17 protein-coding genes are annotated in these 21,589 nt (G+C 59.2%); 9 read left to right on the top strand and 8 right to left on the bottom strand.

What is annotated here, in order from left to right; all coding sequences use genetic code 11:
- The 8 genes from gatC (at position 1) to VI215_12870 (ending at position 8,095) form a co-directional block, all read left to right on the top strand.
- A complete protein-coding gene (gene gatC, locus VI215_12905; protein ID HEY6193215.1) occupies positions 1-315 on the top strand; it encodes an Asp-tRNA(Asn)/Glu-tRNA(Gln) amidotransferase subunit GatC in 315 nt (104 codons plus the stop codon).
- A gap of 3 nt (positions 316-318) precedes the next feature.
- Positions 319-1,092, top strand: a complete 774-nt coding sequence (gene kdsB / locus VI215_12900; GenBank protein HEY6193214.1) for a 3-deoxy-manno-octulosonate cytidylyltransferase — start codon at positions 319-321, stop codon at positions 1,090-1,092.
- Complete coding sequence (locus VI215_12895) at positions 1,089-1,715, top strand: DUF502 domain-containing protein (GenBank protein HEY6193213.1); 627 nt, start codon at positions 1,089-1,091, stop codon at positions 1,713-1,715. The genes kdsB and VI215_12895 overlap by 4 nt, the downstream gene beginning before the upstream one ends.
- A gap of 9 nt (positions 1,716-1,724) precedes the next feature.
- Positions 1,725-3,335 (top strand): CTP synthase, encoded by a 1,611-nt coding sequence (locus VI215_12890; GenBank protein HEY6193212.1) that lies wholly within the window; start codon positions 1,725-1,727, stop codon positions 3,333-3,335.
- 202 nt (positions 3,336-3,537) lie between these two features.
- On the top strand, positions 3,538-4,932 hold the full coding sequence (locus tag VI215_12885) for an MBL fold metallo-hydrolase (GenBank protein HEY6193211.1): 1,395 nt from the start codon (positions 3,538-3,540) through the stop codon (positions 4,930-4,932).
- 10 nt (positions 4,933-4,942) lie between these two features.
- Entirely contained in the window at positions 4,943-5,740 is a 798-nt protein-coding gene (locus tag VI215_12880; protein HEY6193210.1) for an SDR family NAD(P)-dependent oxidoreductase, read from the top strand.
- Positions 5,734-7,656, top strand: coding sequence for a hypothetical protein (locus tag VI215_12875; protein HEY6193209.1), 1,923 nt, complete (start codon positions 5,734-5,736; stop codon positions 7,654-7,656). Before VI215_12880 ends, VI215_12875 begins: the two co-directional genes overlap by 7 nt.
- 13 nt (positions 7,657-7,669) lie before the next feature.
- On the top strand, positions 7,670-8,095 hold the full coding sequence (locus VI215_12870; GenBank protein ID HEY6193208.1) for an ATP-binding protein: 426 nt from the start codon (positions 7,670-7,672) through the stop codon (positions 8,093-8,095).
- Between the two features lie 5 nt (positions 8,096-8,100).
- Here the strand turns inward: VI215_12870 and mdh are convergent, their stop codons facing one another.
- The 3 genes from mdh to rplU form a co-directional block, all read right to left on the bottom strand.
- Positions 8,101-9,024 (bottom strand): malate dehydrogenase, encoded by a 924-nt coding sequence (mdh, locus tag VI215_12865; GenBank protein ID HEY6193207.1) that lies wholly within the window; start codon positions 9,022-9,024, stop codon positions 8,101-8,103.
- 100 nt (positions 9,025-9,124) lie between these two features.
- A complete protein-coding gene (rpmA, locus tag VI215_12860) occupies positions 9,125-9,379 on the bottom strand; it encodes a 50S ribosomal protein L27 (GenBank protein ID HEY6193206.1) in 255 nt (84 codons plus the stop codon).
- 72 nt (positions 9,380-9,451) lie between these two features.
- On the bottom strand, positions 9,452-9,760 hold the full coding sequence (rplU, locus tag VI215_12855; GenBank protein ID HEY6193205.1) for a 50S ribosomal protein L21: 309 nt from the start codon (positions 9,758-9,760) through the stop codon (positions 9,452-9,454).
- A gap of 409 nt (positions 9,761-10,169) precedes the next feature.
- Between rplU and VI215_12850 the strand changes: the two genes are divergently transcribed.
- Complete coding sequence (locus tag VI215_12850; GenBank protein HEY6193204.1) at positions 10,170-10,553, top strand: response regulator; 384 nt, start codon at positions 10,170-10,172, stop codon at positions 10,551-10,553.
- 308 nt (positions 10,554-10,861) lie between these two features.
- Here VI215_12850 and VI215_12845 read toward each other — a convergent pair whose 3' ends face one another.
- The 5 genes from VI215_12845 to VI215_12825 form a co-directional block, all read right to left on the bottom strand.
- Positions 10,862-12,976: a heavy metal translocating P-type ATPase gene (locus VI215_12845; GenBank protein HEY6193203.1), complete on the bottom strand. Its 2,115-nt coding sequence runs from the start codon at positions 12,974-12,976 to the stop codon at positions 10,862-10,864.
- A gap of 18 nt (positions 12,977-12,994) precedes the next feature.
- Positions 12,995-14,314: an amidohydrolase family protein gene (locus tag VI215_12840; GenBank protein ID HEY6193202.1), complete on the bottom strand. Its 1,320-nt coding sequence runs from the start codon at positions 14,312-14,314 to the stop codon at positions 12,995-12,997.
- Position 14,315: 1 nt separating this feature from the next.
- Complete coding sequence (locus tag VI215_12835) at positions 14,316-17,399, bottom strand: amidohydrolase family protein (protein ID HEY6193201.1); 3,084 nt, start codon at positions 17,397-17,399, stop codon at positions 14,316-14,318.
- Between the two features lie 272 nt (positions 17,400-17,671).
- Positions 17,672-18,337: a response regulator transcription factor gene (locus VI215_12830; protein ID HEY6193200.1), complete on the bottom strand. Its 666-nt coding sequence runs from the start codon at positions 18,335-18,337 to the stop codon at positions 17,672-17,674.
- Between the two features lie 67 nt (positions 18,338-18,404).
- Complete coding sequence (locus VI215_12825; GenBank protein ID HEY6193199.1) at positions 18,405-21,482, bottom strand: two-component regulator propeller domain-containing protein; 3,078 nt, start codon at positions 21,480-21,482, stop codon at positions 18,405-18,407.
- Positions 21,483-21,589 lie beyond the last annotated feature (107 nt).

Below are 21,589 nucleotides of genomic sequence, written 5' to 3'. Positions count from 1 at the left end.
ATGCCCGTCACAATCAACGACGTCGAACATGTGGCTGAGCTGGCCCGCCTGCGGTTTACCGCGGCGGAGAAGGAGAAATTCAAAAACCAATTGAACCAGATTCTCGCCTACATGGAAAAACTGAACGAGCTCGATACGTCGCACGTCGAACCCCTTTCCCACGTGATCGAAATCTCGAACGTGTTCCGGGAGGACCGCACACGGCCGTCTTCCCCCAGAGAGGAGATGTTGAAAAACGCCCCGGACAAGACGGACAAGTTTTTCAAAGTTCCGAAGGTCATCGGCGACGCTCCCTCCAGGCGCGGGAAGGGTTAAGAGATGACCGCGCCTTCGGTTGCGATCATCATCCCCGCGCGGTACGGGTCGACGCGCCTGCCCGCCAAACCGCTCATCAAGTTCGGCGGAAAACCGATGATCCAGCACGTCTGGGAACGGGCGAAGCGTGCGCGGCTCGCCGGGCAAGTCATCGTCGCGACCGACGACAAGAGGATCGCAGACGTAGTGCGAAGTTTCGGCGGAGAGTGCGTCCTCACTCCGGAGGAGGCCCGCTCGGGGAGCGACCGCATCGCGATGGTCGCAAAGGAAATGACCGGCACTGAAATCATCGTCAACGTGCAGGGCGACGAACCCCTCATCGTGCCGAGGATGATCGACGAGGCTGCCGAACTCCTGTTGAACGATCCCCAGATTCGCGTCGGCACCCTCATTCGCAAGATCGAGAATCCGGAGGAGGCGGTGAATCCGAGTGTCGTCAAGGTTGTGACCGACTCGGGCCAGTTCGCAGTTTACTTTTCGAGATCTCCGATCCCACATTTCCGGGACGGGACTGACGGGCATCCTCCGGCCCGCCCCGCCTACTTCAAGCATGTCGGCATCTATGCGTACCGGCGCGAGTTCCTGCTCGAGTTCGCATCGTGGCCTCCTTCGAAGCTGGAGGAAATCGAGCAGCTCGAGCAGCTGCGCATCATCGACCGGGGGATCCGGATCAAGACGCGTGTGACAAATTTCGAAAGCATCCCGGTCGATACCGCGGAGGACGTGGACAAGGTCCGGACCCTCCTCCGCGAGCAACAATCGGTCCAGGCGGAATGACCTGGGAAACGAGCCGCCAGACATTCTGGCAAGCGTTGCGGGCGACGTTCTGGCGCGGGTTCTTCGTCATCGTCCCGGTCGTGATCACTGTGTGGGTCTTCACTCTGCTCTTCAGTACGGTCGACGGCATCATCTCCCCCCTGTTCGATCGGTTGCTCTCCCGGCACACCCAGGGGCTCGGGTTTATCACGATGATACTCCTGATCATGGTGCTGGGCGTCCTCTCGCGGAATCTGATCGGCGCTGCGATCTTCAAGTTCTTCGAGCGGGTCATCTCTTCCATCCCGCTGGCGCGGACGATTTACGGCGCCACCAGGGATCTCATGAACGCGTTTCAACCCGGACAGCGGGGAAAATCTTTTCGTGAAGTCGTGCTCGTCGAGTACCCGCGCGTCGGACTGTCGGCGATCGGCTTCGTCACCAACCAATTGACGATTCATTCCGGTTCCGCCGTTTCTGAACTGATCAGCGTTTACATACCAAACCCGCCGAATCCCACGTCTGGCACAATGATCCTGCTGCCGAGAGAAAGCATGCAGGTTCTCGACCTGTCGGTTGAAGAGGGGTTGAAGCTGGTGTTGTCGGGCGGGATCGTCACACGGGGTCCAATTCATACAAAATGAGGATGCGGATTGCCTAAGAACAAGGTGAAGTACATTTTTATTACCGGCGGTGTGATCTCGTCGCTCGGAAAAGGCATCGCGGCCGCCTCGATCGGCCTGCTATTGAAATCACGGGGCCTGCGGGTCACGATTCAGAAATTCGATCCCTACCTGAACGTCGATCCCGGGACCATGAACCCGTTCCAGCACGGGGAAGTCTATGTGACGGAAGACGGCGCGGAAACCGACCTGGACCTCGGACACTACGAGCGGTTCCTTGACGTGAACATGACAAAGGAAAACAACGCGACGACCGGGCAGGTGTATTTCGAAATCATCTCCAAGGAGCGGCGCGGCGACTACCTCGGAGGGACGGTGCAGGTCATCCCTCATGTGACCGACGAGATCAAGCGGCGGTTCGAGGCGCTTGCGTCCACCAATAAATATGACGTGGTGCTCATCGAGATCGGGGGGACGGTGGGAGACATCGAGGGGCTTCCCTTTCTCGAAGCCATGAGACAGTTCATGTTCGCGAAAGGAAGAAAGAATTCGCTCAGCGTCCACGTCACGCTCGTACCCTACATCAAGGCCGCCGGCGAGATCAAGACAAAGCCGACGCAGCACAGCGTGAAGACCCTTCTGGAGATCGGCATCCAGCCCGACATTCTTATCTGCCGGTCGGAAGAGCCCCTCAACAAGGGGGTGCGTGAAAAGATCGCTCTCTTTACGAACGTCGAAGCCGAATCGGTGATCGACGCCCACGACGTATCGACCATCTACCAGGTCCCGCTCCAGTTCGCGGCCGAGTCGCTCGACGAGATCATCCTCGACAAGCTCGATCTGACCTGTCCGAAACCGGACCTCGGCGAATGGCGAAAATTCGTCAAGCGGGTCAGGGAGCCGCAGGGGAATGTCTCGATCGGAATTTGCGGCAAGTACACGGACCACCAGGACGCGTACAAGAGCATCGCCGAATCGTTCGTGCACGCGGGAGCGGCGAATAACGTGAAGGTGACTCTCTCCTGGATCAGGGCGGAGGACATCGAACGCGACGGCCCGAGCCCCCTCCTCGATCATATCTGCGGCCTGCTCGTCGCGCCGGGCTTCGGGGAACGCGGCATCGAGGGGAAAATTCAGGCGATCCGGTACGTCCGGGAACAGAAGATCCCCTTCTTCGGAATCTGCCTGGGGCTGCAATGCGCCGTGATCGAGTTTGCGCGCAATGTCTGCGGCCTCTCCGACGCGAACAGCACGGAGTTCAAGCAGACGAAGCAGAATATCATCGATATGATGATCGAGCAGAAGAAGGTGACCGCCTACGGGGGAACGATGCGGCTTGGATCGTATCCCTGCAAGATCCTCAAGGGAACGAAAACGTTCCGTGCGTACAAGAAGGAGCTTGTCTCCGAACGGCACCGGCACCGGTATGAGGTGAACAACGCGTTCAAAGAGACGCTCGAGGAGCACGGGATGATGGTGACGGGCGTTTGCCCCACGAACAACCTTGTCGAGATCATCGAGCTGCGCGATCATCCCTGGTTCATCGGCACGCAATTCCATCCGGAGCTGCGCTCCCGCGCGACCGATCCCCATCCGCTCTTCCGCGACTTCATCCGCGCCGCAATGGAGTACCGAAAATAATCCTCCTCGCTCCGGTGCCGGCTCAGTAGGGTCGCCTGATCGTTCCGCGACCTGAAGGTCGCGGCTACCGATTCCTCGGGCTTGGTAGCCGCAGCCTTCAGGCTGCGGTCTTTTTGGTTCGGCAATTGAAATTCGGCCGGTTACGTTGCTTCTCTGGGCAAAACTGCGTACCATACGCCAACACGTACCGCAAGAATCCGCAATGCAGATAGAATTTCAGGGGGCGGCACAGACCGTCACCGGTTCCATGCACCTGCTCCGCGCCGGAGGATCGACGATCCTCCTCGACTGCGGCATGTTCCAGGGGAGGCGTGAGGAGGCAAACGCGCGCAACCGGACATTCCCCTTCGACCCCCGTTCGATCAATGCGGTCGTCCTCTCCCATGCGCACATCGACCACAGCGGAAATCTCCCCGGCCTCGTAAAACAGGGCTACTCCGGCCCTATTTACAGCACCCTCGCCACCAAAGATCTCTGCGCGATCATGCTTGCGGATAGTGGCTTCATACAGGAAAAGGACGCGGAGTTCCTGAACAAGAAACTGGCCAGACAGAATCTCCCCCTGATCGAGCCGCTCTATACTTCCGACGACGCGGGAGCCGCGATGAAATTATTCAAGGGCCTCCCCTACCAGACTCCCTTCAACGTGACCCCGGACGTGACGGTCGAGTTTTTCGATGCGGGGCATATCCTCGGCTCGGCCTCCATCAAGGTTTCGGTCCGGGAAAACGGAACATCGAAGGTTTTCGGTTTTACCGGTGACCTCGGGAGGCGCGATATGCCGATCATCCGCGATCCCGTGTTCATGGGTGACGTCGGGTTGCTGATCAGCGAAAGCACCTACGGAGGGAAGCTGCACGACCCGCCGGAGAACATGGGACAACAGCTTGCTGCCGATCTGACCCGGACGATCGAGCGGGGCGGGAAAATCATCATGCCCGCGTTCAGCGTCGGGAGAACGCAGGATGTCGTCTACACCCTGCACCAGCTCTGGGACGCGGGAACGCTTCCCCGCATTCCGATCTATGTCGACAGTCCGCTCGCGGTCAATGCGACGGACATCTACAAGGCGCACCCCGAGTGTTTCGACGACGACGTCAATACGCACATCCGGCAGCACCACGACCCGTTCGGCCTGAGCCAGCTCAAGTACATCCGGTCCGTCGAAGAATCCATCAAGCTTAATGATTTGAAGGGCCCCTGCCTGATTATCGCCGCATCCGGAATGTGCGAGGGGGGCAGGATCCTGCACCACCTTGCAAACAACGTTTCCGACTCCCGGAACACCGTTCTCATGGTGGGATACCAGGCCGATCACACGCTCGGGAAACGGCTCGTGAACGGAGACGAGGAGGTCCGGATCCTGGGGACGATCTATAAGCGCAAGGCGGAAGTGATCGTCCACAATTCGTTCAGCGCCCATGCAGACGGGAACGAACTTCTCGCGTATATCGGCCAGTTCGACAAGAAGCTCCTCGGGCAAATTTACCTTGTGCACGGGGAAGCTGGACGCGCATCGGATCTGCAGGCCGGACTGACACGCCTCGGGTACAGGAATGTCGGGATCCCGGTGCGCGGCCAGAAGGCCGAACTATGAGGACGTTTTAATGCCCCTTACCACCGGCCTGGAAGGGAAGGTTGTTCTCATCACCGGGGGGAGCGGCGGAATCGGACGCGCCGTGGCCTCGGCCATGGCCGCGCAGGGGGCGAGGCTCGCAATCTGCGGACGCGATGAGCCGCGGCTCCAGCAGATTGTGGACGAACTCAGGTCGGGCCTCCGGACCGATATCATTTCGGTCAAAGCCAACATGACCAGGCTCAACGATATCCGGCGCTTCGTCGGCGCCGCGATGAGCAAATTCGGTCGGATCGATATCCTTGTGAACAACGCGGGCGGCATGCATGTCGGCGGGATATTGCAAACGTCCGAAGAGGACCTGGAGTATCACATTCAGCTCAAGCTCCTCGGATATATCCGCACCTCGCGTGAAGTGATCGAACATATGAAAGCCTGCGGCGGAGGAAAGATCATCAACATCGTCGGGATGGCGGGCAGGGAACCGGGCCCGTTGTTTCTCCTTCCGGGTGTGATCAATGCCGCTCTGCTCAATTTCACGAAGTCGCTGTCGAAGGGGCTCGAGGGGGATCATATCACTGTGAACAGCGTAAATCCCGGACCGTCCGACACGCCCCTCGCCGAGGAGACGATCAAGTCGATCGGTGCGCTCTCCCAGAAATCCCCCGGGGAAGTGCCGCCCCAGGCCCCGCCTCCCAAAGTTCCCGTCCGTCTCGCATCGCCCGGGGACGTGGCAAACGCCGTCCTGTTCCTTGCATCGGAAGCCGCAAGTTTCATCAACGGAACTTCGATCAATGTCGATGCCGGCGAGTCGCTTGGAATATGGTGAGCCTCCGGCCCGCGGTCGGAGCGGCGTGCTTCCTCTGTCTCCTCTCCCACGCGGCGCTGGGGCAGGACGACTATCCCGTCCTCAGGCCCGGCGAGGCCCGGCCCGACACCGTCTCGCGGCTCAACATCGCCTCGATCTCCTTCGACAAGATGATCAATACCAACCACTGGAACGGGCTTGCCCTGTTTCAGACGATGCAGGGCCCGTTCTCCGTCAAGCTGGCGGACCGGTTTCTCTCCACAATGATCCAGACCGACCGCAAACTCATCACGGACGAACATACGCTCGACCTCTCCCTCCAGCGCCGGCTCTGGACGCCGTTGAGCGCGGGGATGAAGGTTTCCTTTTTCAGCCTCTCCAACAATAAGGACATCGGGATCAGCGACGCCGCGACCCAGTCGCTCTACGGAGGGCTCTCCTATCAGCCTGTCAGCCACTTCACGATCGAGCCTTATATCGGCGTCCGCTATGACCACCAGCTCGATCAGCGCGATCACGGGCCCTCGTACCTGCTTGATCTTGCCGGGGACGGGCTCGACTACAACGGATACCGCACATTCCTCACCGGCAAGTGGGAGTATGACAAACTCACTCCCCGCACGCTCGAAACCCGAAACGCGCTGTTGAGCATCGAGAAGGTCTTCTTCGAACAGACGCAGAACTCTCTCCAGTTCATCTACTCCAGGAACCGGCGCGATTTCTACTTCGCGGCCGATTCCGACGTTCAGCGGGAGTTCGGCGTGGCCCAGAATATTGAGACACGCACAGAGGACGCCCTCGCGGTCGCCGATTCCCTGACCTACGGCTTTTCGGGCAGGATGTCGATGACGGTTCAGGGGAACCTCGCTTCCCGCTCGATCGGCCGTGAGGACCGGTTCAGAAGCGCATCCGGGACCACGCCGAACACGAACATCGACGAGATGAAACTGGAGAGCGCCGTCCGGCTCGACTACACGCCGTGGGACTCGTTTCGCGGGTCCGCCCAGTTCTCGTACCAGGAACGGGACGAGACCCATTCCGTGGAGGGAGAGCCGCTCACCCCCGCGGGCAACCCGGGCCCGGCGGCCCGCTCGGAGGAGAGAAAGAATAACCACTCCCGGCGAAGCTCCGTCTCCTCGAGGCTGACGATCGGGCTCCCCCCATCCGACACTCTCACGCTCTCCGCGTCGGGCAGCCTTCTCCGGTACGACACTCCGAGCGCGTTGAACGACGACGACCGCGACGAGTTGTGGTACATCGCGAGCTTCCTCTGGTCCCACCGCCTCAACCGGCACTTCACGTTCTGGATGCAGGCGAACGCCAACCTGAACCACCTCGTCTATGTCTTCTCGAGCCGGAGCGCCGACAATACGTGGAACAGGGTCATCCGTCTGGCGCCGCGGCTCGCCTGGTTGCCCTCGGGCGAATTCTCGTCGACCAACACGTTCGAGGTGCTCGCGAATTACACGGTGTACGATTTCGAGTCGCCTTCCTCGCCGATCCGGAGTTTCGCCTTCAGACAGTTTTCCTTCACCGATTCGTCGGGATGGGACCTCACGAACCGGCTCCGGCTGGAATGGTTCAGCGGAATCAGGCTCTATGAGCAGGGAGAGCTGCGGTGGTCGGATTTTTCCGAGCTTCCGTTGACCTCTTTCGAGGATCAAACGTATCTCGGCACGATCCGTTACCGCATGGGGCGGAGTTTGCTTTTTTCAACAGGTATTCGTTATTTTAGTCAGCGCAGATACATCTTCACGGGGCAGGAACGAAGTTTGGACCGCTTTTTGCGCAGCATTGGCCCGGTGACGGGCATCGTCTGGAACGTCGGCGAGCGGACCGAATTCTCAACGAACGGCTGGTTCGAAAACCAGACACAAACCGGTTCCGCCGGGCGTTCCTTCGCAAACATAACTATGTCCCTCACCGTACACATGTAAGCCAAAGAGCTCGATGCCAAAACGTGAACATAAGGTCTTCACACTTGTCCTGGTGAGCGCCCCGAACGAGATCATCAAGGTGGAGGAGTTCCTGGAGAAGATCAACGAGGATCTGGCGCTCGGGGACACCCGCTACAACAAGCTCCTGGTGGCGACGACCGAAGCGGTGAACAACGGGATCATCCACGGGAACAAGCGCGATCCGAAGAAGAAAGTCACGCTGACGTGCGAGGTGAACAACTCGTCCCTCACCGTGAAGGTTCAGGACGAAGGAGGCGGGGTGAACCCCGAAGCGTTACCGAATCCGCTGGCGGAGGAGAACCTGCTCCGCGAAAACGGGCGCGGCGTGTTCCTCATGCGGACACTGATGGACAGCGTGGAGTTCGAGCGGCTTGAAGGCGGGGCGAAGGTCGTGATGAAGATGGATCTGGGAGCCTGACCCTGCTATAGTTTCAGCTTGGCGATATTCGATTTTACTTCCTCCGCAGATTTCGTAAGAGCGGCTTTTTCCTCCTCCGAAAGAGATATTTCGAGCACCTGCTCGATCCCCTTCCTCCCCAGCTTCACCGGCACCCCGATATACGTATCCCGAAGGCCGTACTCTCCCTGAAGGTACGCGGCGCACGGAAGGATTCTCTTCTTGTCCTTCACAATCGCCTCCACCATTTCCACCGCGGCTGCGGACGGGGCGTAATAGGCGCTTCCGGTCTTCAGGTAGTTGACGATTTCGATGCCGCCGTCCCTCGTGCGCTTCACCAGCTTCTCGATCGCGGGGCGGTCGAGGAACTCCGAGAGCGGAACGCCTGCAATCGTCGTATATCGCACGAGCGGGACCATGGAGTCGCCGTGCCCGCCGAGCACCAGCGCCTGGATGTCTTCCACGGAAACGCCGAGCTCCATCGAGATAAACGTGCGATAGCGCGCGGTGTCGAGGATGCCCGCCATGCCGATCACCCTGTGCCGCTCGAACCCGCTCACCTTGTAGGCCACGTACGTCATGACATCGAGCGGATTGGAGACCACGATCAGGATCGCCTGGGGCGACTTGGCGACCACCGCTTCCGTCACTCCCTTCACGATCCCGGCGTTCGTCTCCTGGAGCTGCTCGCGCGTCATGCCGGGCTTCCGGGCGATCCCGGCGGTGATGACCACAATGTTCGATCCCGCCGTGTCGTCATAGGAATTGGAGCCGCGGACGCGCGCATCGGTCCCGCTGATCGGAGCCGATTCGTACATGTCGAGGCCCTTCCCCTGCGGCAGCCCTTCGACGATGTCGACGAGCACGACTTCGTTGGCAAGCTCCTTGTCGACAATGCGTTGCGCGACAGTGGCGCCGACGTTTCCAGCCCCGACGACGGTAATCTTCATCGTACAGTCCTTCAAATGGTGTGAGTGTTTTCCGGGGAACCCGAGGTCAGAACGGTGCCCGCGGACGCGGGCACTGAGATCGCATGATGTGCGGCCGGCGTTAGGCCGGGGTGATGCTTACCACTTTGGACGACTTCCCGTACCGGCGGAACGAGACGACGCCTTCCTTCAGCGCATAGAGCGTGTCGTCGCTGCCGACGCCGACGTTGACGCCCGGCGCGAACCGGGTGCCGCGCTGGCGGACCAGAATGCTTCCGGCGGTCACTTTTTCCCCGCCAAACCTCTTTACTCCGAGACGCTGCGAATTGCTGTCGCGTCCGTTGCGTGAACTTCCGCCGCCTTTTTTATGTGCCATATCCTGATGCTCCTGAAATCAAAAAGAGAGATCCTTCGGTCGCTTCGCTCCCTCGGGATGACGATGATTCGATTATGCGATGCCGGTGATTTCGATTTCGGTGTACTGCTGCCGGTGACCGCGGCGGACGCGATAACCCTTGCGCCGCTTTTTCTTGAACACGATGACCGTATCGTCCTTTACGTGGCCGAGGACCTTCGCCTCGATGGAGGCGCTCTTGACGAAAGGATTGCCGATTTTCACGCCCGTCTCATCGGAGACGAGCAGAACGCGGTCGAACTTCACCGTGCTCCCCACTTCGTTCGAAAGTCTTGGAACGTGGACCCGTTCAGCGGGGCTCACCTTCATCTGCTGCCCTGAGATATCGACGACCGCAAACATGACGATTTTATCCTGATTTACTGGTTCTAAAGGGAAATTTGGTGGAATAATCTACCAAAATTATCGCTTAAAGTCAATGAGATCCTGAGGCGGGGAGAGTCAGCGGAGAGGCCCGATCCGGTCGATCGCCGCCTGACGGGTGACGGCAAAGACGGTAACGCGCCGAGGGTAAACGACCGCAGCCTAAAGGCTGCGGCTACCAAGCCCGAGGCCTCGGTAGCCGCGACCTTCAGGTCGCGGAACGAGAGGGCGACGAAACTCAACCAGACCTTGCATTCAGGTTGACTTTTAATTCGTTTTTTTTTATGTTCAGGTACCTTTCAGCGCTAGAACGAGTATCTTCGGGGCGTCGGTTTCCTAACTCATCCATCCGGGCAAATCCCGTGTGCAGTCTTCAAACGCGCAGATCATGAAGAAGAAAACAGTCCTTATCGTCGAAGATAGCCCCGGCTTTTCCGAGCTCATGAAATTCGTCGTGGAGGATGAAGGCTTCAAGGGCGTCCTTTTTCCGCTCGAGGAAAACTTCCTACAGTGGGTGGACAAGGAAAAACCCTCCGCAATCATCATGGATCTGGCCCTCAACCGGCTCAGCGGCTTCGATCTGATCCGGGAGCTCAAAGACCATTCGAAACACAAGTCGGTCCCCGTCATCGTCATTACGGGCCGCGATCTGGATGTGAAGGACATCGCGACGCTCAAGATGCACGGAATCCCCTATTTGCGAAAGGGGCGCGTCGACATGCACGAAATCCACCAAACGATACGAAATGTGGTCCTGAATACGGATTCGTAGACCCCTCCCCGCAAAGCCTCAAAAAAAACCCTCCAAACCGCTTCATTCCCGCGTACTGCGCGGTTTTCTCAAATATGTATCTGAACGACCCCCGGCTCCGCGTCACATCTATTGCTATTTGTCATTGACACAGGTATATTTATTGGTAGGAAGACTAATCCCAAGGAGGGATGTATGGTATCAGCAATCTTGAGCAAAATCCCGTTGCTGTTGGAGTGGGGCGTGTCGCTGGGAATCACCATCTATCTGGCTCTCGGCGTCATCAACACGTATCTCGTTGTGATGGAGTCGTAAGAACGCACTCCTTCTCACGTTGACGCTTTTCCGCCCCGAAATCCCAGCACTCGCAGTCCGTTCAGTATAACGAGGAGCGTTGCTCCGTCGTCAGCCAGTACCGCCATCCAGAGCGTCGCAACCCCCGCAACGGCAAGGACCATGAAGACGATCTTCGTCAGGAGAGAGATCAGGATATTCTGCCTGATCACGGAGAGAGTCCTCCTGCTCAGCTGAATTGTGGAGACCAGCCTGGAAAGGTCGTCCGACATCAACACGATATCGGCGGTTTCAAGCGCGACGTCCGTGCCGGACCCCCCCATCGCAATCCCCACCGATGACGCCGCAAGAGCCGGCGCGTCGTTGATTCCGTCTCCGACCATCGCAACGCTCCCGTATTCCTTCTTCAGGGCGCGGATCCTCTCCACTTTTTCATCGGGAAGCATTCCCGCGTAATACTCGTCGATACCCGTCCTCTGCGCAATCACCCTGGCGGTCCCTTCGTTGTCCCCGGTCAGCATGATGACTTTCTGAATCCCCTCCGCGTGCAACTCCCGGGTGATCCCGGCGCTTCCGGATCGAACCGCGTCGGCGATCGCAATAATCCCGAGGGCCTCGGTTTCGGTGCCGAGGATGATCGCCGTCTTGCCGTCTCCCTCCAGCTGCCGGAGGAGCGCTTCCACCCTGGGCGAGCAGATCTTCTTCTCTTCGATCAGCGCGTGGTTCCCGACGACGTAGGCCACCCCGTCGATCGTCGCGCGGACCCCTTTTCCGGTGAGGGATTCAAACTGTTGGTAGGCAATGTTGTCGATCGACAGCTCTTCCTCGTCGGCCCGTTTCAGGATTGCGGCCGCGAGATGGTGTTCGGATCTCGCCTCGACCGCGGCGGTAAGCTGAATGATCTGGTTTCTGGTCAGCGAATCGAGCGGGACCACGTCCGTCACCCGCGGCGCGCCCTCCGTCAACGTTCCTGTTTTATCGAATGCGATCGCGCGAACCCGGCCGATTTCTTCGAGGTGGCGGCCACCCTTGATGAGGACTCCCTTCCTCGCGGCGTTGGAGAGGCCGCTCACGATCGTAACCGGTGTCGAGATCACGAGCGCGCACGGGCAGGCAATGACGAGCAGGACGAGCGACCGGTAAAACCAGACGCCGAAGGGTTGATGGAACAGCAGGGGGAGAAGGACTGCAACCGCAACGGCCGCGGAGATGATCACGGGAGTGTAGATCCGGGCGAACCGGTCGGTGACGTTCTGCACCGGAGCGCGCTCCGTCTGGGCCTCCTCCACCATCCGGACGATCCGCGATAACGTCGTGTCGCGAAATAACCTCGTTACTCGCACCTCGAGCATGCCGCGCTCGTTGAGACTTCCGGCAAAAATCTCATGACCCGTCCGTTTCAGGACCGGGAGCGACTCTCCGGTGATCGGCGCCTGGTTCACCGCCGACTCGCCCGATTCGACCACGCCGTCGAGCGGGATGCGCTCTCCCGGTTTGATGACGATCCGCTCGCCGACACCGACTTCCTCGACTCTTACCGTCACCTCCGCCGTCCGGCGCCTGACCGTGGCCATCGCCGGGGAGAGATTCAGCAATGACCGTATCGCCTTGCGCGAGCGCTCCATCGTGTAACGCTCAAGCAACTGCGAAAGCGAAAAGAGAACGATGACCGCCGCCCCCTCCTCCCACTTTCCGATGACAAGTGCGCCGGCTGTCGCGATCGTCATGAGGAAGTTCATGTCGAGAGCCAGGTTCTTCCCGGCTTTGAACCCCTTCACGGCGATCCGCCAGCCCCCGGCGGCGATCGAACAGAGAAAGAGGGGTATCAGAACGGGCTGCGGAGCGCCGGCGAAGCCGGCGATGATCCCCGCGGCGAGAAACAGACAGGCGGTAAGGGTAAAGAGAAGGTGGTTGCGGCGCTCCCAGAACGTCTGCGGCTCGTCGAGGCCCTGATCCGATCTTGCGCTGAATCCGATATCAAGGAGCGCCCCGACGATCGATTCGACCGTGCAGGAATGCCGCACGGTCAGCGTCCTGGAGATCAGGTTGAAGCTGAAACTCTCGATCCCCGGGGTCTGGTCGAGTTTCTTCCGGATCAGGTGTTCTTCATCCGCACAGCAAAGAGCCTCAACCTGGAATATGGTCGTCAAGGCCGCCACAAATGGGCGTCACTTCGCGCCCGTCCGCCTGTATTTCTCCTTGTACTTTTCGTACAGGTGGGTGTGCTTGCTGTTGAGGCTGATGTTCTTTCCACGGATGAATTCCATCTCCACGTGAGTCATGATTTCCAGCGGATCGCCGTCGGTCACGATGAGCGTGGCGTCCTTTCCGACCTCGAGGGATCCGACGCGGTCCGCGATCCCAAGGATCTGCGCGGGATAGAGGGTGACGGCTTTGAGCGCTTCCTCCCTCGGCAATCCGTATGATGCGGCGGTGGCGGCGTGGTACGGCACGTTGCGCTCGTTCGAACCTCCGCCGTCCCCCGCTATGCAAAAGCGCACGCCGGCTTCCGACAGTTTCTTGGGAAGCGTAAACGCCTCATCGTACGCCTCCCAGCTCCGCCAGGGCGTCCGGTGTATCGGATTGACGATGACGGCGACATCCTTCTCCTTGAGCACGTTGGCGATCCGCCATGAATCATATCCTCCCACGAGGATGAGCTTGACGTTCTCCTGCCCCGCCCAGGCCACGGCAGCCTCGATTTGTTCGATCTCCTCGGCGTTCATAAGGACCGGAACCGCCCGGTTCAGAACCGGCGCCATGGCTTCCCATCGCAGGTCGGTCTTATGGAACGGAATATTCGCCTGCGTCTCGGATTGTTTCGCCTTCAGATAGGCCCTCGCATCGAGGAAGGCCCCGCGCAATTCATTCAGATTCTTGTCGCGCGCCTTCTTCTGATCCTCCTCCGAACGCTGCTCCCACCAGGCATGGTTGATCCGCATGGAGGGCCAGTTCACGACCATTCCGACGGGCGCCTTGAGAGTCATCTCCTCCCATGTCCAACCGTCGAGCTCGATCGCAGCCGCCGATCCGCTGATCGCACCCCCGTCGGGCATCGTCAGGGCAACCGTCACGCCGTTGGCGCGCGTCACCGGGATGATTTCACTCTCGGGATTCACCGCCACTTCGGCGCGAATGTTCGGGTTCACGCTTCCGCTTTCATTGACATCGCGGGAAGCCCGCACCGCGTCGATCTCGACCAGCCCGATTGCGGACCGGGCGTCGATGAGCCCGGGGTAGACGTGTTTCCCGCGGATGTCGATTTTTTCGGCTCCCGCTCCGGGGTCGACGTTCGCCCCGATCGCGGTCAACTTTCCCTTATCGAAGAGGAGGGTCCCGTTTTCGATGACCGAACCGCTGACCGTATGAATCGTTCCCCCGACAAGCGCGATGGGGTGATCCTGTTTCTTCGCGGGAGTTTCGGATGCGCGCGCAGGCAAGACGCACACGATGACGGACAGGCAAAGGGCAATTAATATCGTTTTCATGTTAGCGTAGCTCCTTTCCCGACTCTTCTTCATGGCACGAGTAGGGCTCTTTGTCTTCCATCGATGCGGTCGGCTTCGAATCCATCGAGCCTCCCTTTTTCGACTGGAGCGCTTTCTGGGTTAGGGCGGCGCGCTCGCGGGTCACTTCGTCGTTCATCGTCCGGTCCTCCTCCCGGTCGAAATATCTCCGCCCGTCGATCCACGTCTGTTCGCAGATTGAGTAGGTGGAGAGAGGGTTCCCGCTCCAGACGACGAAGTCGGCGTCTTTCCCCGTCTCAAGCGATCCGACCCGTTTGTCGACGCGAAGCTGTTTCGCCGGATTGATCGTGACAAATTTCAGCGCCTCCTCCTGGGAGAGCCCCCCGTACTTCACCGCTTTGGCCGCCTCTGTGTTGAGCCTTCGGGCGAGCTCGTCGCTGTCGGAATTGAACGACACCGTCACTCCGGCGTCGTGCATCAGGGCCCCGTTATAGGGGATGGCGTCATACACCTCGATCTTGTACGCCCACCAGTCGCTGAACGTCGATCCCCCCGCGCCGTGCGCCGCAATCTGGTCCGCGACCTTGTATCCCTCGAGAACGTGCTGGAATGTCCCGATCCTGAACCCGAAATCCTCTGCGAGGCGCATCAGCATCTCGATTTCATCCTGCCGGTAGGAATGGCAATGCACGATGCGCTTCCCTTTCAGGATCTCCACCATCGTCTCGAGTCGCAGGTCGTGCCGGGGAGGGATCTTGAATTTGCCGCTCTCGAAATCCTTCCATGTCCGCTCGTAATCGAGCGCCGCCCGGAATTCGTCCCGGATGGTCTGCTCCACGCCCTGCCTCGTCTGGGGATAGCGGGTGGTATATTTGTCGCCCCAGTTGCTTTGCTTCACATTCTCTCCCAGGGCAAACTTGATGGTGGGCGGAGCCCCTTCAAACTTCATCTCCTCGGGCAACAAGCCCCAGCGCAGTTTGATGGGCTGGCACTGGCCGCCGATCGGGTTCGCGGAGCCATGGAGCACGTGCGCGACCGTTAATCCGCCCGCGAGTTCACGGTAGATGGAGATGTCGTTTGCGTCGATGGCGTCTCCGATCCGCACCTCTGCCGTAATCGCGGAGCCCGCTTCGTTGACGCTTCCCGAGACCGCGGTGTGCGAATGGCAGTCGATCAAACCCGGTGTGATATGCTTCCCGTTTCCGTCCACGATCACCGCGTCCTTGGGCGCCGCGAGGTGCTTTCCCACGTTGACGATCTTTCCGCCCGACATCAACACGTCGGTGTGCTCAAGAGTCCCCTGCGGGCCGCACGTCCAGACGGTCGCGTCGCGGACCATCAGATGAGAGGGCTGTGCGGGCGCTTTTGCCCGACCGAATGCCACCGGAGGATAGACTGCGGTGAACATCGAGGGGGAGACCGGCTTGGCTTTCGACGTATCGGGCTCCGGCTTGAAGGCCGCCGAGCGGTGTGCGCTCCAGCTGAAACGCTTCCCGTCTGCAAGTTCGCCGCTTCCTATCATCCGCTCTCCGCTCACCGTTCCCGACATCCGGATGACCCGGTCCATTCCGACCGAATCGCCGTTAAATGAAAGTTCCAGGAGAAGGTTCGCCAGCGAAACGTTCGTCGGTTTCACTTCCCTCCCGTTCCGTTTCAACGTCCCCTGCAAGGCGCCGGCGTCCCCTTTCAGGTTCAACGTAAGGTCATTCACGGGCGCTCCGGCAAGTTCGAGAGTCCATTCGCCGCGCAGATCGACCTCGGGCTTCGGCTTGGCCTCGTAGCGCTTTCCGTCCACCCAGGTTTCGAGGATCTTTGTTTTTTCATTGAAGATATCGCTGTCTGCGACGACGAAATTTGCCAGCTTTCCGGGGGCAAGCGTTCCGGCCTTCTGGTCGATCCCGTACAACTTCGCGGGGACCGTTGTCAGCGCCGCAAGGGCCGCATCCCGGGAGAGGCCCCGCTCGATCGCCTTGCGCAGATTGGCCGGGAACGTCGAGGCGTCTTTCAGCGTGGCGGTGGTAAGAGCGAACGTGATCCCTGCGTCGTAGAGTTTTTTTGGATTCTCGGGCGCTTCGTCCCAGTAACGAAGATCTTCAAGGCTCGCGTTGAGCGCCTCTTCGGGCGATTGGACCGCGGGGGCGTCGGGAAAATTCACCGGCAGGACGATCGGAAGCCCCGTCGCCTTGACCGCATCGATCCGCCGGTACTCGTAGCCGCTGCCGCGCACCCAGGCCTTTAGACTGAACTCCTTCGCGATTCTGGCCGCCCGCAGCAGGCTCTGCTCGTCGGTCGATTCGAACATGACGGGCTGCCCCCCGCTGATCGCGCCCTCAAGGGCGGCGAGCTCCGCAACGAATTCAGGACGAGGCTCCGACGGATACTTTGCCGAAGCCTGCATCGCGCTCCGGTACCATTGCGCGTCGAGGAACGTTTGGCGGATCAGGGCGATGGTTCCGATCAGGGAATTGGGATAGGCGTCGCCGTTCGAGTTCTCGAATGTCACATGCTGGGCGACGCGGGGCTTGACAAGAAGGTCGTTGGGTGTTCCCTCGCCAAGGTCGAAGACTGCGCTCGATCCGCGGAAGATTCCTTTCTGGGGAAGCACGAGCACGGTGGTGAATCCCATGCCCCGCAACTTTTCCGCCGCCTTTGAATCGGGCATGAACATCTCGTCCGCATTCTGCGAGGAGAGAACGAATTCATTCCAGTGTTTCGGCCCGCGTGCGTCCGGCGGTTTTGGGGGAGGCGGCTGGTCCTGGCCCGGGGTGGGTTTCTTCGGAACCCCGACATCCGAGTAGCTGTCGATGAATCCGGGGTAGATGGTCATGCCCGAGAGGTCCCAGACGCGGGCGTCCGCCGGAACCGCGACCGAGGCGCCGACCGCGACGATCGTTCCGTCGCGAATGACGAGCGTTCCTTTCTCGATCACTTTGCCGGGGGCGGTGACGATTCTCGCGTTCGTAAAGGCGTGGACGCTGGGTGTATTTTGATGGATGCCGACCGCCGGTTTTACCTGGCCGGAACCGGTGGATCCGAAGAGACAAATTGCCGTCGCGAGTACGAACGAGAAAACGCCGGCCCTGCCTGGCTTGATGCAACTGAACATAGGGACTCCTGTGATGAGTAAAGGGATGACGCGAGGTGAACGAACCGTTCTATAAACGGCCTGGAGGTACGGAAGTTTCACCACTGTTGAAATTAGCTCTTTTAAGAGGGAAAAGCAAGGGACAGGCAGTCTCTCACTCTATTATTGTCATCCTGAGCGCAGCGAAGGATCTCCGTCCGTCCGAATGGCAAAAAGCCAGATCCTTCGGTCGCTACGCTCCTTCAGGATGACAACCAACGGGAAACTGAGGCATTACCGGGGGGCGGGACGGCTTAAAGCAATCTCTCCTTCAGAGCCTTTGCAACCGCCGCGCTGCGGCTGTGAACCTGGAGCTCCGTGTAGATATTTCTGAGGTGGGTATCGACTGTGTGGAAGCTGATTCCGAGGTCCTTGGCGATCTCCTTGTTCGGACATCCCTCCACGAGGCGTTGAAGGATTTCCCTCTCCATCCTTGTGATTTCGTAGTTTCCTCTCGGTGCCCCCATTTCCGTAAACATTTCCAGGACTTTCCGTGCGATCTGTCCGCTCATGGGAGCGCCGCCTTTGAGGATATCCGTCAGAGACCGGATGATCTCGTCAGGCCGGACGCTTTTGAGAAGATATCCCGAAGCGCCTGCACATATCGCCCGGAATATTTTATCGCTGTCGTCGAAGGCCGTCAGCATAATGACCTGAATCGAAGGGGCGAGAAGCTTTACTCTTACGATCCCTTCGATGCCGTCCATTCCCGGCAGCCCGATATCCATCAGGAGGATATCCGGCGCAGCCTCGGTTTGCAATTGCGTCAGCGCGTCTTCACACGACGGAGCGGAAAACTCACAGGTCAGGCCTTCGGTCTCGTCGATGAGATCTTTGATGTTGGCCCGGAACCGCTCGTTGTCTTCCACCAACCAGACGGATGTTTCATGGCCGGTCCGCGGGAAAGAAATGTCAGTCATGTCCACAGTATACCGTAATAACTCCCTCCTCGCAATCACGTATTCACGGGGGGCACCCCCGTGGTTGTCATAACTTTCCCCACAACTTCGCCGTCGTCCCTTTCCCGCGCTCCGAGCTGATCTCGAAGTTTCCCCCGATCGTCAACGCCCGGCTCCTCAGGTTGCCGAGGCCGTTGCCCGCCGGTTTCCATGCGGGGTCAGCTGGCGAAAGCGGACTGAACCCCCGCCCGTTATCCCAAACGACAACTTCCAGCACCCGGTCCCGTTGCTCGACACGGATCTCGACTCTCGTGGCAGACGCGTGTTTGACAACGTTGGTGAGAATCTCCTTGAATGCGAGAAAGAAGTTTCTCTTGAATTCGAGAGTGGTCCGGACTGAGCTTCCCCCCGCGGGCGCATGAAGCTCGTAATCGATATCCGCAAGCAACGTTGAGGCGATCTCTTTCAATCGCAGGAACAGATCTTCAAGCGTGTCGTTTCCCGGCTTGATAAACCATACGATATCCCTCATTCCCTCGGAGGTCGTCACCGCGGTATCATAAATCTCGGCAAGTTTGAGTTTTGTCGCTTCTGTCAAATCCGGCGTCCGCTGCAACACCCTGCTCACCATTGCAATCGCGCTCAGGTTGCTCCCCACATCGTCGTGCAGGTCGTCGGCAATGCGGAGCCTGAGACGTTCGACCGCAAGGAGTCTCCCGAGCCTGTACCGGTAGGCGGTATAGAGCGCGCATCCGAAAAGGGCCGCAACCAGGATGCGAAACCACCACGTCCGCCAGTACGGCGGCGTGATCATAATCGAGATGGAGGCGCCCGCCTCGTTCCAGACGTTGCTGCTATTGCACCCTTTGACGCGGAAAATGTAGCCCCCGGGATCCAGATTGGCATAGCTCGTAAAGTTGCGGGTGCCCGCATCGACCCACTTTTCGTCAATCCCCTCCATCTTATAGGCAAACCTGTTGCGCCGGGGGTTGGAATAATCAAGCGCTGCAAAGGTAAAGGAAAAAAAATTCTGGTCATGCGAGAGCCGCACTTCGCTTGAGTTCAGGACAGAAGCGGGGAGCGCGCTGTCGAACACCGAAACACTTGTAATCACGATCACCGGAGCAGGCGGGTGATCGGGAACATCCGCGGGCGAAAACTCCATGAATCCGTCCGAGCCGCCCGCGAGAAGGCGCCCGGCATCGTCGCGATAGAACGCTGAAAAGAATTCCTTGAATTGCAGCCCGTTCTGCTCGTCAAACCTCTCGAACTCCCTGCTTTTCGGACTGAATCTCCCGAGCCCGATGGCCGTGGATAACCACAGGTCGCCGTCGCGGTCGATCGAGATTCCGAAGATGTGCCCGTCCCGAAGGTCTTCAATCGGGAATCGCCCGTACACTCCGCTCCGGGGGTCGAAGGAGACGAGACCGGCCCGCGTGCTGAGCCAAAGCAAACCGTCCGGATCTTCGGCGATTTGGTCGATGCGATTCTCTCCGACGCCCGGAGAGTCGGCGGGACACAGATATCGCGTAATTTTTCCGCTGGAATCAATCTTGTTCAACCCCCTCCCGTACGTTGCCACCCAACTATTCGAGAGGCGATCTTCAACGATCCCGGAAACTGTGTTCCCTCCTGTTTGACGCGCGTCGCCGGGATCATCCAGAAAATTTTCGAACCGGTGCATCCCGCCTGGGAGCAACCGCGAGAGCCCCCCTTTCGTACAGAACCAGACGGCGCCGTTCCGGTCCTCATGAATTTCGTTTATTTCATCCCCCGAAAGACTGGTCGAATCCCCCTCGACATGCCGGTCGATGATCATCTGTTTCCGGCGATGATCGAGCATTCCGAGTCCCCGGGAAGTCCCGATCCAGAGATTTCCGTTCCGGTCCTCGGCGAGAGATCCTATGTCGTTGCTGGGAAGAGAGAGCGGATCGCCCGAATCGTGTTCAAAGTGGCTGATACGGCGGTACCTCCCGTCAACCCGCCGGAGACCCTCCAACCCCCCGCCCCACAACCCCAACCAGAGAATTCCCGTCCGGTCCCGGCAAAACGAGAGGACGGCCCCCCGGTCAAGTTGGAGCGAGTCTTGATTGCGCAAATGGTTGGCGAACGGGTTCGATGAGACGAGGAGCTTGGTGACGCCGCTGCGCGTTCCGATCCAGAGAAGAAGATTCGCCTTGCCTGTGGCGACCGGATCGAAGTACAACGCTCTGATTTTACTCAGCGAGCGGGCCAGCTCACCCGAGGCGGGAAAGCGAGTGAGGACTTCGCCGCGATAGTTGAGCAACCCCAGGTCTGATGCGGCAATCCACAAACTGCCCGCCGGATCGCGCGCCATCGACCAGATTGTATGCCGGATCGGCGAAGGGAGGCTTACCCGCCGGATCTGACGGCTCGCCGGTTCGAGAACATTCAAGCCATTATCGGTGCCGATCCATATGTCGCGATTTTCGGCTTCGCACAGAGAGGTCACGTGATCCGAAAGCAACCGGCGATCCTCCCGCCCTGCGGCACGATAGGAGACAATCGTTGAGGTTGCAGGATCAAGACAGTTGAGACCGCCGCCGAGGGTTCCGATCCAGAGGGTTCCCGATCGATCGGCCAGGAGCGCGGTGATGCGATCGTCGCTCAGTCCCTTCCCTGTGGTGTATCGCCGCACCGCTTTTGTTCTTTGATTGTACCCAAACAGCCCGTGAGACTCTGTTCCTATCCAGATCGTGCCGTTTGAGTCGTTCACAATCGAACGAACTCTGACCTCCGAGAATTCCGCCTCGGGGAGAAAGGAGTCAAACAGTTCCGTCTTGAGATCGAACCTCCAGAGCCCCTTTCCGGTGGAGAGCAGCGGTGATCCGTCGTCCATTCGAAGAATCTTTGTGATATTATCTCTATTGCGAATCGGTTCGTAGCCGTTCGGATATTCTTTGACCTGATACCCGTCGTATTTGAACAGGCCCCGGGTTGTTGCAACCCAGAGAAAACCGCGATCGTCACGGATGATATCATTGATGAGTCCGAAGTTCGGGAGCGGTATGTCTTCATACCTGATCAGGTACTTATCGAGGGAGAGCAGTTTATCTGGAGTAACGGGGTGGATCATGCTGTCGGATGTGCCGGTTGGGGCCGCCGGCCGGGAAGCCTGGATGCCCGCGGGTGAGGCGAGATCCAAAACACTCCAAAGGAGAGCAATGATACCAATGAGCCTGGGGGGAACCTGCATCGGACGGTTTGCCTTTCAGCTCAATAGTAGCCAAAAGAGGGTGAAGAGTCAACTCT

It is taken from the genome of Bacteroidota bacterium (genome assembly GCA_036522515.1).
Taxonomy (GTDB): domain Bacteria; phylum Bacteroidota; class Ignavibacteria; order UBA10030; family SZUA-254; genus VBOC01.
This window is presented reverse-complemented; position numbering and strand designations above follow the sequence as displayed.

Coding starts and splice junctions, on each gene's coding strand:
- gatC (HEY6193215.1), top strand. CDS start 1: ATGCCCGTCACAATCAACGACGTCGAACATGTGGCTGAGCTGGCCCGC.
- kdsB (HEY6193214.1), top strand. CDS start 319: ATGACCGCGCCTTCGGTTGCGATCATCATCCCCGCGCGGTACGGGTCG.
- VI215_12895 (HEY6193213.1), top strand. CDS start 1,089: ATGACCTGGGAAACGAGCCGCCAGACATTCTGGCAAGCGTTGCGGGCG.
- VI215_12885 (HEY6193211.1), top strand. CDS start 3,538: ATGCAGATAGAATTTCAGGGGGCGGCACAGACCGTCACCGGTTCCATG.
- VI215_12880 (HEY6193210.1), top strand. CDS start 4,943: ATGCCCCTTACCACCGGCCTGGAAGGGAAGGTTGTTCTCATCACCGGG.
- VI215_12875 (HEY6193209.1), top strand. CDS start 5,734: ATGGTGAGCCTCCGGCCCGCGGTCGGAGCGGCGTGCTTCCTCTGTCTC.
- VI215_12870 (HEY6193208.1), top strand. CDS start 7,670: ATGCCAAAACGTGAACATAAGGTCTTCACACTTGTCCTGGTGAGCGCC.
- mdh (HEY6193207.1), bottom strand. CDS start 9,024: ATGAAGATTACCGTCGTCGGGGCTGGAAACGTCGGCGCCACTGTCGCG.
- rpmA (HEY6193206.1), bottom strand. CDS start 9,379: ATGGCACATAAAAAAGGCGGCGGAAGTTCACGCAACGGACGCGACAGC.
- rplU (HEY6193205.1), bottom strand. CDS start 9,760: ATGTTTGCGGTCGTCGATATCTCAGGGCAGCAGATGAAGGTGAGCCCC.
- VI215_12850 (HEY6193204.1), top strand. CDS start 10,170: ATGAAGAAGAAAACAGTCCTTATCGTCGAAGATAGCCCCGGCTTTTCC.
- VI215_12840 (HEY6193202.1), bottom strand. CDS start 14,314: ATGAAAACGATATTAATTGCCCTTTGCCTGTCCGTCATCGTGTGCGTC.
- VI215_12835 (HEY6193201.1), bottom strand. CDS start 17,399: ATGTTCAGTTGCATCAAGCCAGGCAGGGCCGGCGTTTTCTCGTTCGTA.
- VI215_12830 (HEY6193200.1), bottom strand. CDS start 18,337: ATGACTGACATTTCTTTCCCGCGGACCGGCCATGAAACATCCGTCTGG.